Below are 12,539 nucleotides of genomic sequence, written 5' to 3' on the forward strand. Positions count from 1 at the left end.
TTATGAAAAAGCATTGCATTTATTTAATATTATTTTCTCTAATCTTTATTACTTGTGATATAGCAAAGCCACCTATTGGGAATACTCAGATTTTTAGCGGATACCTATATGAAGATTGTAATATGGAACCTAAAATAAATCATGAAGTAAACCTGTTTCAGGATTATGAAATAGGATTGATTGATGATACTGGTGGATCTCTAGCTACTGGTTATACTGATTCCACTGGATATTTCAGACTTGAATTTAATCATGATGGTATAGGTGCCATTCATTTCCGTGAAGGAACAAATAATTTAATGGATTTTATACCATGGAATTTGGAAATAGCAGAAGTTAATGTATTTCGACATCCTACTTACAGTATACAATTAAGTTTGAACGTAATAAATTCTTACATCATGGGAGATACTTTAACTATATCAGATATTTCTGCAGCAGGTGGATCACCCGATGGTTTAAGAGTTCCCTGTCCGCTAACATCCGGAATTTTATATACCTACACAAACGTGCCATTAATAGGTATGATTTATGAAGGTTACAATTGGGAAATGATATGGTGGATTAATGAATACAATAGTGTATATGATAAACAAGAATTTACTATTAATAAGTATTGTAACGATACCATATTTGTAACTGCAACTATTGAATGAGTGAATTATAGACAAAGATTATACTGTGAAAATGAAGGAAGAAGTATTCTAATTAGAAAATGAAAATCATAAAACAATTTCACTAAACAGAAAACACAATTTTTAATCAAAATACAAATACCATAATTTATAAATCTTATTATTTAAACTCTAAAAATTAAAATATATGAAATATTATTTCGGAATTATCCTAATGAGTGTAGTAATACTATTTACTATCTCATGCAGCAAGGAAAATAAATTAGAAAAAAATTTAACAGGCACTTGGGATGTTATTAATATAGACTCTGTATATGTAGATAATCAATGGCAATTTACTTTTGAAGAATGCGGAAAAAAAGAAACTTGTAATGGCTCCTATTTCTATGAATTGCATTCAGCATATTCCGACACATCTTTTACAAGAACATTTACCTGGGAGCTTAACAATAATATGCTGACGACAACCTTATCTGATAATTCGGATGTGCACTATACTATTCTTGAATGGGAAGATGATTATATGAAATGGAACTTACTTCCTTATCCGGATGATATTTTAGAATTAGTGCGGATTAAATAGAAATCTCTTTTGTTCCCGCATCAGCAAAATGAAAAACTATCTTCGTTTCAGTAGAGTTCTTGAGGGCTTAAAAATAATTAGTCCGTAAACCTAGTGCAAACATCTAAAAGGATTAGCCACGAATTCAATTAGCCATCACTTTGTAAAAATCTAATACACTGTATCTATTTTATTTATTTTCGTGCATGCAAAATTCTTCTCTTCGCCTTTCAATGGCATTTTTAATTTTTATAATCACTACAATTTTTTCTGGAAATTCAATATATGCACAAGCAACTGCTCCGAATGTGCAGATAGTTTCCATTACCGAAAATGCAGAAAACATAGAAATATTAATACAATCCGATCAGCATTTTATTGTTGGTGATAATCGCTATGTGTTGTACATCGGAGAAAAATATTTTTTGCGCAACCTACATCCCGATGGCGATGAAACTAAAATTGTATTTTTTATTCTGCTGAATGATTATCAATTACTGCATGCGGATGATGAAGTAGTTTTAGCTTATGGCAATTATAATCCTGCTAACGCAAAACAAACTGATCAGCAAGTTTTTCATCTCGGTAAATTGAAAAAATAAATTATGCAATTCAAATTCTATTCATCTGTATTCGTAATATTTTTTTGTATAAATATATCTTACCTAATTGCACAAACACCCGACCCCGGAATTGATGGTGCATACACTGTAGCATCTCAAGAATATGATTTTGGGGATGAAGCATATACGCCTCCATCTTTTCCTGATGCTGTAGAAGTTACAGGCTCCGTGCATTATCCCGAAGATTTATCCGACGGACCATTTCCAGTGTTGTTGTTTTTACATGGCAGGCATTCCACTTGTTTTAATCCTGCCACCGGCAACACAAATATTGCATGGCCTTGCACCGGAAGTTATACCGCTATTCCGAGTTATACCGGTTATGATTATCTGGCAGAACATTTTGCAAGTTTAGGATATATAGTTATTTCTATTTCTGCAAATAGTATTAGCTCCACAGATAATTTTGTTGCAGATTACGGCATGCAGGCTCGAGGTGAATTAATACAATATCATCTCGATTTATGGAACACCTGGAATACAGTTGGTGGTGATCCGTTCGGTACTACTTTCGTCGGGAAATTAGATATGAATAATATCGGCACAATGGGTCATTCCCGTGGTGGTGAAGGTGTAATTTTTAATGCGCTTTATAATAAAGAATTGGGAAGTCCTTATGGTATAAATGCAGTGTTGACTTTAGCACCGGTTGATTTTAATCGGCATGTATTAACGGGCACACCATTATTAAATCTTGCACCGTATTGCGATGGTGATGTTTCTGATTTGCAAGGCGTACATTTTTATGATGATGCAAGATATCTTGATATGGATGATGAAGCGCCAAAACATGGAATGTTATTGCTAGGTGCCAATCACAATTATTTTAATACAACATGGACACCGGGATTATTTCCTGCGGGTACTTCCGATGATTGGGACTATGTGGATTGGTTTCAAAATGATGAACACTGCGGCACAAGTAATCCTGATAATGATCGCTTGGATAATGATACTCAACGCAATTCTTTACTTGCTTATGCCAGTGCTTTTTTCCGATATTATATTGGTGGTGAAAATGCATTTGCTCCCTACATGGAAGTGGATGATGTTATTCCACCAGTATCTTCCACTTTAGATTCAAGTCAGGTATTTATTTCTTTTCAACCAAGTAATAGAAAAAAAATAAATTTAAATACACAAGCAACTGAAGATGCAGAATCAATGAATAATCTTTCGGCTGATGTTACTACAAATGGATTAACAAGTTTTGATATTTGTGGCGATGATTATTATGAAAGTTATTGTTTGGATTTAGGTTATTCGCAGGAGCCACATTGTAGTAGTTATAATGGATTATCACAATTGGGAATTGCATGGAATTCAGATGACGATTATTATGATAATGCATTACCCGACGACATGCAAGATTTCACCCAGTTTGATGCAATACAATTTCGTGCAAGTGTAAATTTTGTGGATGCAAGTACTGCATTAGATTTTAATGTGGAGTTGATTGATGCAGATGGAAATTCAAGTGTAGTATCTGTTAGTGATTACAGCAATGCATTATTTTTTCCACCGGGAGATTTTGGTTCTACTTTACCCCGCATTATGCATAACACAATTAAAATTCCGTTAGCTGATTTTACAGGAGTTGATTTAAGTGCAATTACAAATGTGCGTTTTGATTTTGATGAAACTACTTTAGGTGCAATTCTTATTTCTGATTTGTTATTAAGCTCACATGACTTCGTTTATTTTTCTCCAACTGCTGCTTTTACTGCAAACATAACAAGTACCTGTACAGGCGAAATTCAATTCACTGATCAATCTGATAATTACCCTGAAGAATGGTTTTGGGATTTTGGTGATGGAATAACATCTACTGAAAAAAATCCATTGCATTTATATACTGCTAACGGAATTTATACTGTAACACTTTCTGTTGCAAATCCTGTGGGTGAGGATATGATTTCATATACCGCATTTATTGAAGTGAATAAGCCCGAAGCACCAATTGTTTTTAATGATACTATTTGTGCCGGTGAATCTGCTGCATTATCTGCAACCACATTATCCGGAGGAATAATTAATTGGTATGATGCATTGGAAAGCGAAACAATTATTTATAGTGGAGATACTTTTTCAATTGCACCGGATATCACAACAAATTATTTTGCAGAAGAATTAATTGAAGCTCCATTGCTATCTGTTGGGCCGGTTGATAATAGTTTTGGCAGTGGTGGTTATTTTGATAGCAATGATTCCAGAGGTATATTTTTTAATGTTGAAATTCCAATCATAATTGAAAGTGTAAAAGTATATGCAGTTTCATCAGGTGAAAGAACAATAGAAGTATTAGATGGCGAGGGCGGTCCGGTAATTCAATCAACAACCATTAATATTCCCTCAGGTGAATCCATAGTTGAACTCGGATTTAATTTAGAACCGAATGATAATTATTATATAAAAGTTACGGGTGATTTAGTGGATTTATTTCGCATCAATGATGGCTCACCGGATTATCCGTATTCAATAGCGGATGTTATTTCTTTAACCGGTTCTAATGTGGAAGGAGAGGAGTTGGATTTTTATTATTTCTTTTTCGATTGGAAAGTGCGTGAGCCTGAATGTGTGAGTGAAAGAGTTGTAGTTAGTGCAATTGTAAATCCAAGTCCTGAGGTAATTACAAGTGGAGATGTAACAATTATTTCAGGTGAGTCAACAACACTTTCAGCAAGCGGAGGAATTATTTTTAGCTGGGTTCCAACAACAGGATTAAGTGATCCAACTATTGCAAATCCAATTGCAAATCCAACTGAAACAACAGAATACACAGTAACCGTTACAAATGATTTTGATTGCAGCAGTGAAGCATCATTAACGGTAGAAGTAAAAGAGAATACTGCTATAGAAAATATTTTAGGAATTTCAGAAATACTTATTTATCCAAATCCAAACAATGGCATTTTTACATTGCAAATAAATCAAGTATTTAATGCATTTCAATTGCAAATAAAAAACAGTGTAGGTCAACTTGTGTATTCTCAAAAAATCAATACAGCAAATACAGAAATAAATTTGCTAGCATTGACTAAAGGAATTTATCTATTAGAAATAAAAACCACAGATTCTGTTTTTGGAAAAGGTTTGGTAATTGAATAGAAAAAAATTGACAATTGAAAGTGGAGAATTGACAATGAAAAAAAAGTTTCGTGTTTCGGGTTTCAGGTTTAAAAAAAACCACCACTGATTTTTCATTCACCATTTATAATTTATAATTTACAATTGCCTTTTGCTTATTGCTTATTGCAAATTATTTTTCACCATTCACTTTTTAAATTGACAGTTGACAATGGACAATTGACAATGAAATAAAATGTTGTTTCGGGTTTCAAGTTTAAAAAACCACCACTGATTTTTCATTCACCATTTATAATTTATAATTTACAATTGCCTTTTGCTTATTGCTTCTTTTTTATGCGGGTGGTGTTTAAAAACCACCCTGTTTTATTCATCATTTACAATTTATTATTTACAATTGCCTTTTGCATATTGCTTATTGCCTTTTGCAAATTATTTTTCACCATTCACCATTCACTTAGTAATTTGCCGTAAACTTGCGTATGAAAAAAATCCTGCTTTACCTTTTTCTTTTCATTGGCAATTTTGTTTTCGCACAAAAAGATTATACAGTTGAATCCATACCCAACCCGAAAGATTCTCCGCCATACGGATATGTAAGTAATCCCGATGGCGTGTTAGATGATAATACTTTCGGACTCATTAATTCTTATATCCGCAATTTGGAAGATTCAACAACTATTCAAATTGCAGTGGTAGTGGTGAATTCAATTGGTGATTTAGTACCAAGAGAATTTGCGACAGAACTTTTTCGGCATTGGGGAATAGGTCAGGCAGAAAATAATAATGGATTATTAATTCTGCTTGTAATTAATCAGCGGCGAATGGAGTTCGAAGTGGGTTATGGTTTGGAAGGAATTTTAACTGATGGAATCAGCAAGCGTATTCAAATGGAACACATGGTGCCTTATGCAAAAGAAGGTGATTACAATCAGGCTACTTTACAAGGAGTTTTTGAAGTTTCAAAAATGTTGGGCAATCCAAAATATCGTGAAGAAGTATATGCAGGAACTGACAGCAATGGTAATTATGCAAATTCATTAAGCAGACAAAATATTGCAGTGCCTGTTGTAATAATTTTCTTTATTGTGTATGGACTTACTTTAATTATTAATTGGAAATCATCTACCAAAAATTTAAAAAAGAAACCCATTTATGTACAGCATTATTTCAATAGCAATTACAATAACACTAAAAACATTTTGATTGGAATTGGTTTGCCTGTAGCATTTATAGCATCACAAATGTCAACGGGTAATTTGCGTATAGCTGAGTTCTGGATTTTTATGTATTTGTTTATAATTTTTTTATTAGTCGAAAGAAGATTTCGCTTAAATAGTTATATTATTCATGAAACGGATAAACAAGAAGACGAACCTTATAAGAGCTATAATTATTTAGCACATTCGCATAGCAAAGGATGGTTTGCTGCGGTTGTCTTTTTTCCAATACCATTTTTATTGTATTGGATATGGCATCGCTGGCAATTACGTTATTTGCGCAACATTGCGCCGGTGGATGCAGCAAGCGGATTACCTATGCAAAAACTTTCAGAAAAAGCAGATAATGCATTCCTGGAAAATTTTCAGTTGACAGAAGAGAAACTAAAATCAGTGGATTATGATGTGTGGCAAAGCAGTAAAAATGATAATGTAAAAATTATTCGCTACGAAAATTTTAGAAGTAAATACACTACTTGTTCTAATTGCAATGGTAAAACATTTAGTATGGAAAAAAATGAAACACTGCAAAGTGCAACGTATTCAAGTTCAGGTTTAGGAAGGAAAACATATGGTTGTAAGAATTGCAATCACACAGAAGAAAAAACCTATACGATACCAATGAAAGTACAATCCAGCAGTTCATCATCCGGAGGAAGTGGAGGTGGTGGCGGTGGAAGTTTTGGTGGCGGAAGTTCCGGTGGCGGCGGCGCAGGAAGTAGTTGGTAGAAAAAACAATTGACAATGGATAGTTGACAATGGACAATGAAAAAAAACTGATCACAGATTTTTTTTTCATTTACCATTTACCATTTATAATTTACCATTGTATTTTGCCTATTGCAAATTGCGTATTATTTTTTCACCATTCACCATTCACTACTTATTATTAAATACCTGCACATTTCTTTGCGGAATAGGATTAGTGATATTTTCTTTATCAAATTCTTTTTTTACCTGTTCTATCATTGCAAAATTTAAATCCCAGTAATTTTCATTAACTGCCCATACTCTTAATTTTAAATTTACAGAGCTGTCTGCTAATTCTTCCACCAGAATTGCAGGTGCAGGATCTTTTAAAATTCTTTCATCTGCATTCACTACTCTCTGCAAAATATTTTTTGCATGATCAATATCTACGTTGTAACCAATTCTGAAAGCAAGGTCAAGACGACGGGTGGGTTCTACGGAATAATTTTTTATTGAGTTATTGGAGACTTGTGCATTTGGAATTACTACCACCTGATTCTCGGGTGTTAAAATAGTGGTGTAAAATATTTTTATTTCTTTTACAGTTCCGCTGAAATTATTCACTTCAATAAAATCATCCACCTTAAATGGTTTTAATAATAATATCAAAACACCACCGGCAAAATTTGCAAGACTACCCTGTAATGCTAATCCAATTGCTAAACCTGCAGCACCAATTATAGCAATGAATGAAGTAGTCTCTACACCAATCATTGATATTACACTAATGATTAACATCACTTTTAATAATGCGCTCATCAAGGTTCTGAGGAATGGTCGTAATGACGCATCCACATCTCTTGCTTGCATTATTTTATCAATACTTTTTACTAAAAATCTGATAAGCCATAATCCAACGATGAGAGTAACAATTGCTAGAATAAACTTTGGAGTATATTCTACTAATGCCGCAATAATCCAGGTTTTTAATTCATTAATATCATTCATAAGTACAGTATTTTATTTGAGAGGTAAATAAAAAATAATTGAAAGCCATCTCAATTTATGGCTTTCAATTATATAAAGGTAAGTGAACAAAAGAAGGAATCCGAGTATTACTTAGAATTGCTATCGGAAATATCTTTATACTTTTTATCCTTCAATACTCTGTCTTTTTTTATTTGAGGATCACGCTTTTCAGGAATGTTATCCTTGCCGTTATCCATAGTTTTATCTTCTTTAATTTTATTAATTGAGTCGTCTTCCTTTTTTCCTTTGTTCTTAGCTTCTTCTATTTTTTTCTTCTTTACAGACTCAGTTACTTCTTCGTAATTTTCTTGTGAGGATTTTGGTTTTGTTGATTTACTTGTTTGCTTTTTCATAATATTTAATTTTATTTTTCAATTGATTTAGCTGATGTGGTTAGGTTTGTTTCTTTATAATTTTTTAATTCCATTACGTTACCCGGCATATAGAAATTATTTTTTGCGAGTGCAGTTATACATGCATGCATTACCTCAGATTTGATTTTTGCTGCCGAATTAGTAGTATTAAATGTATCAATCCAGAATTGTACTATGAGGTTAATAGAACTTGTTCCCAAATCATCTAATAACACCAAAGGTTTTTTTTCATCTATCAACACACCATCAATTTTGCTTACTGTTTCTTCCAATAGTTTAAATGCTTCTGATATACGATTGTCAAATTCAATTCCTATAATAAATTCTTGACGTAGAAAACCATCAATAGTTAAATTGAACAATGGATTTTTAATAATTATTCCATTGGGTATATACACATCCTTGCCATCAAATGTTTTTACAATTGTTTCTCTGAGATTTAAGCCGATAATTTTTCCTTTCACAGAATTTGTTTCAATTATATCACCAATAGAAAATGGTCTTTTGAATGCCATTAAAATACCCGCTAAAAAATTCTCACCAATATCTTTAAAAGCAAAACCTATAATAAATGCAGTAATACCTGCACCTGCTAAAATTTTAGAAGCGGCATCACCCAAACCAATAATACCAAGTACAATCACCAATCCGAAAGTGATTACAATAAAACGAATGAACTGTCCTATGAAACTTGCAAGTAATGGATCTTTAGCTTTTTTCTTTACCCGCCGGTTGGTTAATCTTTTTAATTGATGGGCAATAAAAAAAGTGAGTATAAGTATTACTATTCCCAACACTATTTGCGGAAACACCGCTGCAAGTGTATTGTAATATTCAAACAATTGATTTTTTACTTTTATAATAAAGTCATTCATAGGTTAAACAGGTTGAATATTTAAAAATTAATTTATAAAATCATCTTACCCTTTTTGATGTGATAGTGATGACATTAAAAAGCTAAACAAAAAGTTTCTTCAATGGTTGACTTTGGCAGTTGACAATTGACAGTTGATAATGAAAAAAAACTGAGACCATTGATTTTGAACGTTGACTAAAAAACTTAGACTATTGGCTGTTGACTATTGAAAAAGTTTCGGGTTTCGGGTTTCAAGTTTTATGTTCCGAGTCAAATAAACTTCTTATTGAGTAGTCATCATTGATTTTATTACCATTTACCATTTATAATTTACAATTGCATTTTGCTAATTGCATTTTTTGCCTATTGCTTATTGCTTATTCACCATTCACCTTTAACTTCTGACTTTTAATCATTGACAAAAATATTTCGGGGTTCTAGTTTCAAAAATTCACAGCTTATTATTGATTACAGATTTTTTAATTGCATATCTAGCCTATTGCTTATTCACTATTCACCATTTACTATTCACTACTCACTACTATTCCTTTCCGTATTTTCGCCGTTTAGTAATAATTTATTATGGGAGAAAAACTTCGGAAAAAAGACGCATTAGAATATCATGAGTTAGGGCGGCCGGGTAAGATAGAAGTAGTGCCCACAAAATCAACCAAAACACAGCGTGATTTATCATTAGCATACTCACCCGGAGTGGCTGTTCCTTGTTTGGAAATTGCAGAGGATAAAAGCAAAGTATTCAGATACACCGCCAAAGGAAATCTTGTTGCAGTAATTACAAATGGAACTGCGGTGTTGGGTTTGGGTGATATTGGTCCGGAAGCTTCAAAACCAGTAATGGAAGGGAAAGGATTACTCTTTAAAATTTATGCAGATATTGATGTATTTGATCTGGAATTAAATTGCACTGATATTGATGAATTTGTAAAAGTGGTTAAAGCATTAGAGCCTACCTTTGGAGGAATAAATTTGGAAGACATTAAAGCACCTGAATGTTTTGAAATAGAACGTCGCCTGAAAGAAGAAATGAATATTCCGGTGATGCATGATGATCAACATGGCACTGCGGTAATTTCTTCTGCAGCCTTATTAAATGCATTGGAAATTGTAAAGAAAAAAATTGCGGATGTACAAATAGTTGTTTCCGGTGCCGGGGCATCAGCAATGAGTTGTGCAAATTTGTTTATTAAACTTGGTGCACAGCGAAAAAATATTGTGATGATTGATAGTCATGGAGTATTGCATCGCAATCGAGAACAAGAATTTGATAAATATAAAATGCAATTTATTTCTGATAAAAATGTGCATACACTTACAGACGCAATTCAAGATGCAGATGTGTTTATCGGATTATCTAAAGGAGATATTTTTACGCCAGAAATGTTGCTGAGTATGGCAAAAGATCCTATTGTGTTTGCATTGGCAAATCCGGATCCTGAAATTGAATATGAACTTGCCATTCAAACAAGAAGCGATGTGATAATGGCAACTGGCAGAAGTGATCATCCTAATCAGGTAAATAATGTATTGGGGTTTCCTTATATTTTTCGAGGAGCATTAGATGTGCAGGCAACGGGAATTAATGATGAAATGAAAATTGCCGCAGTAAAAGCACTTGCTGCATTGACAAAAGAAAATGTTCCTGAGTTTGTGAATATGGCTTACAATGAAAAGAATATTCATTTTGGTCGAAATTATATAATTCCAAAACCGGTGGATCCACGCTTATTATCTACTGTGGCACCCGCAGTTGCAAAGGCAGCTATTGAAACAGGTGTTGCAAGAAAAATAATTACAGACTGGACAGCTTATGAAAATGAGTTGACATTAAGACTGGGTTTGGAAGACCAGTTAATTCGGGCCATTACAAATAAAGCAAAGCAAAATCCTAAACGAGTTGTATTTGCAGATGCCGATAATTTTAAAATATTAAAAGCAGCACAGATTGTAAAAGATGAAGGAATTGCAAAGCCAATTTTACTCGGCAATCGTGAACGCATTCAACAAATTTGTATTGAAAATCAATTGGATCTGGAAGGTATTCCTATTATAGATTCACATCTTCCGGAGCAGGACGAAAAGCGATCTCAATACGGTGCAATACTCTTTGAAAAAAGAAAACGCAAAGGCCTGAATTATTATGAGGCTAAAAAGAAAATGCGGGAACGCAATTACTTTGGGGCAATGATGGTGGAAAATGGTGAAGCAGATGCCTTTATCTCTGGATTGACAAGACAATATCCGGAAGCTATTCGACCTGCTCTTCAAATTATTGGAGCAGAGCCTGGAGTTAGCACTGTAGCTGGTATGTACATCATGCTTACAAAGCGAGGCCCGATATTTTTTGCAGACGCTACAGTTAATTTTCATCCGACTACGGAAGAGTTAGTAGCTATTGCTTTACTTACAGCGAATGCTGTCCGACAATTAAATATTCCTCCACGTATTGCATTTTTATCCTATTCAAATTATGGCTCGGTAAAAAATGAAGAGACCTTGCGCATTCGAAAAGCAGTTGAAATTTTGAAAGAGCAATATCCGGGAATGGTGGTGGACGGTGAGATGCAAGCAAACCTTCCTTTCGACAATGATTTACTTAAAGAAAATTATCCTTTTAGCGAGTTGGTAGATAAAGGTGTAAATACTTTAATATTCCCCAGTTTAGATGCAGCAAATATTTCTTATAAATTAGTTCAGATATTAGGCAACGCAGAAGCTATCGGACCAATCCTGTTAGGAATGCGTAAACCTGTTCATGTATTACAATTAGGAAGTTCGGTGCGAGAAATAGTGAATATGGTTGCTATTGCCGTAACTGATGCACAAGTAAAATCCCAAATAAAATGATTGCTTATTTAAAAGGAAAGATAATTTCTAAAAATCCGGCGTCGGTGATATTGGAAGTAAATGATGTAGGCTATTTTATAAATATCAGCTTGCATACATATACAGCAATTGCAGAAAAAAAATCATGTTTGCTGTATTGCTATCATTATCTTAAAGAAGATGGTCAAAGTAGAATTCCGGTATTGTATGGATTTTCGGAAGAAGCAGAGCGCAACATGTTCACTCATCTATTATCGGTGAATGGTGTGGGTGCTAACACAGCTCGCATGATGTTGTCCAGTATGAGTGTGAGTGAACTGGAACAGGCAATCCTGATAGAAAATGATAAGTTAATTCAAAGTATAAAAGGCGTGGGTCCAAAAACAGCAAAGAAGATAGTGATTGAATTAAAAGACAAAATTGGAAAGTCATCAATACCTATTTCCGGAACATTTTCAGCATCTCACAATACACATAGAGATGAGGCGTTAAGTGCACTGGCCATGCTCGGCTTTAATCGCCAGGCTGCCGAAAAAGCTATAGCTTTGGCGCTCCAAAGTAATAGTAGTATTGGTTCCTCCGAGGAATTGGTGAAAACAGCATTAAAAAATTTATAAAT

General features: G+C 33.7%; 10 protein-coding genes. 7 read left to right on the forward strand and 3 right to left on the reverse strand.

Going from position 1 to position 12,539, the window contains the following annotated elements:
- Window positions 1–2 precede the first annotated feature (2 nt).
- The 5 genes from IPN31_16140 (at window position 3) to IPN31_16160 (ending at window position 6,856) form a co-directional block, all read left to right on the forward strand.
- On the forward strand, window positions 3–656 hold the full coding sequence (locus IPN31_16140; protein MBK8683406.1) for a hypothetical protein: 654 nt from the start codon (window positions 3–5) through the stop codon (window positions 654–656).
- A 166-nt stretch (window positions 657–822) separates the two neighbouring features.
- A complete protein-coding gene (locus IPN31_16145; GenBank protein MBK8683407.1) occupies window positions 823–1,218 on the forward strand; it encodes a lipocalin family protein in 396 nt (131 codons plus the stop codon).
- Window positions 1,219–1,403: 185 nt separating this feature from the next.
- Window positions 1,404–1,799: a hypothetical protein gene (locus IPN31_16150; protein ID MBK8683408.1), complete on the forward strand. Its 396-nt coding sequence runs from the start codon at window positions 1,404–1,406 to the stop codon at window positions 1,797–1,799.
- A 3-nt stretch (window positions 1,800–1,802) separates the two neighbouring features.
- A complete protein-coding gene (locus IPN31_16155; GenBank protein ID MBK8683409.1) occupies window positions 1,803–4,928 on the forward strand; it encodes a PKD domain-containing protein in 3,126 nt (1,041 codons plus the stop codon).
- Between the two features lie 461 nt (window positions 4,929–5,389).
- On the forward strand, window positions 5,390–6,856 hold the full coding sequence (locus IPN31_16160) for a TPM domain-containing protein (GenBank protein MBK8683410.1): 1,467 nt from the start codon (window positions 5,390–5,392) through the stop codon (window positions 6,854–6,856).
- A gap of 150 nt (window positions 6,857–7,006) precedes the next feature.
- Here the strand turns inward: IPN31_16160 and IPN31_16165 are convergent, their stop codons facing one another.
- The 3 genes from IPN31_16165 to IPN31_16175 form a co-directional block, all read right to left on the reverse strand.
- Window positions 7,007–7,825, reverse strand: a complete 819-nt coding sequence (locus IPN31_16165; protein ID MBK8683411.1) for a mechanosensitive ion channel — start codon at window positions 7,823–7,825, stop codon at window positions 7,007–7,009.
- Window positions 7,826–7,932: 107 nt separating this feature from the next.
- Window positions 7,933–8,199, reverse strand: coding sequence for a hypothetical protein (locus IPN31_16170; GenBank protein ID MBK8683412.1), 267 nt, complete (start codon window positions 8,197–8,199; stop codon window positions 7,933–7,935).
- Between the two features lie 11 nt (window positions 8,200–8,210).
- Window positions 8,211–9,095, reverse strand: coding sequence for a mechanosensitive ion channel (locus tag IPN31_16175; protein MBK8683413.1), 885 nt, complete (start codon window positions 9,093–9,095; stop codon window positions 8,211–8,213).
- 563 nt (window positions 9,096–9,658) lie between these two features.
- Here IPN31_16175 and IPN31_16180 point away from each other — a divergent pair.
- On the forward strand, window positions 9,659–11,941 hold the full coding sequence (locus tag IPN31_16180) for an NADP-dependent malic enzyme (GenBank protein MBK8683414.1): 2,283 nt from the start codon (window positions 9,659–9,661) through the stop codon (window positions 11,939–11,941).
- A complete protein-coding gene (ruvA, locus tag IPN31_16185; GenBank protein ID MBK8683415.1) occupies window positions 11,938–12,537 on the forward strand; it encodes a Holliday junction branch migration protein RuvA in 600 nt (199 codons plus the stop codon). Before IPN31_16180 ends, ruvA begins: the two co-directional genes overlap by 4 nt.
- The last annotated feature ends 2 nt before the right edge of the window (window positions 12,538–12,539 follow it).

The sequence above is a fragment of the Bacteroidota bacterium genome, assembly GCA_016715425.1.
GTDB lineage: Bacteria > Bacteroidota > Bacteroidia > Chitinophagales > BACL12 > JADKAC01.

What these genes read in the sequence shown, in the direction of transcription:
- IPN31_16145 (MBK8683407.1), top strand. Translation starts at nt 823, where the DNA reads ATGAAATATTATTTCGGAATTATCCTAATGAGTGTAGTAATACTATTT.
- IPN31_16180 (MBK8683414.1), top strand. Translation starts at nt 9,659, where the DNA reads ATGGGAGAAAAACTTCGGAAAAAAGACGCATTAGAATATCATGAGTTA.
- IPN31_16140 (MBK8683406.1), top strand. Translation starts at nt 3, where the DNA reads ATGAAAAAGCATTGCATTTATTTAATATTATTTTCTCTAATCTTTATT.
- IPN31_16170 (MBK8683412.1), bottom strand. Translation starts at nt 8,199, where the DNA reads ATGAAAAAGCAAACAAGTAAATCAACAAAACCAAAATCCTCACAAGAA.
- IPN31_16155 (MBK8683409.1), top strand. Translation starts at nt 1,803, where the DNA reads ATGCAATTCAAATTCTATTCATCTGTATTCGTAATATTTTTTTGTATA.
- IPN31_16165 (MBK8683411.1), bottom strand. Translation starts at nt 7,825, where the DNA reads ATGAATGATATTAATGAATTAAAAACCTGGATTATTGCGGCATTAGTA.
- IPN31_16175 (MBK8683413.1), bottom strand. Translation starts at nt 9,095, where the DNA reads ATGAATGACTTTATTATAAAAGTAAAAAATCAATTGTTTGAATATTAC.
- IPN31_16160 (MBK8683410.1), top strand. Translation starts at nt 5,390, where the DNA reads ATGAAAAAAATCCTGCTTTACCTTTTTCTTTTCATTGGCAATTTTGTT.
- ruvA (MBK8683415.1), top strand. Translation starts at nt 11,938, where the DNA reads ATGATTGCTTATTTAAAAGGAAAGATAATTTCTAAAAATCCGGCGTCG.
- IPN31_16150 (MBK8683408.1), top strand. Translation starts at nt 1,404, where the DNA reads ATGCAAAATTCTTCTCTTCGCCTTTCAATGGCATTTTTAATTTTTATA.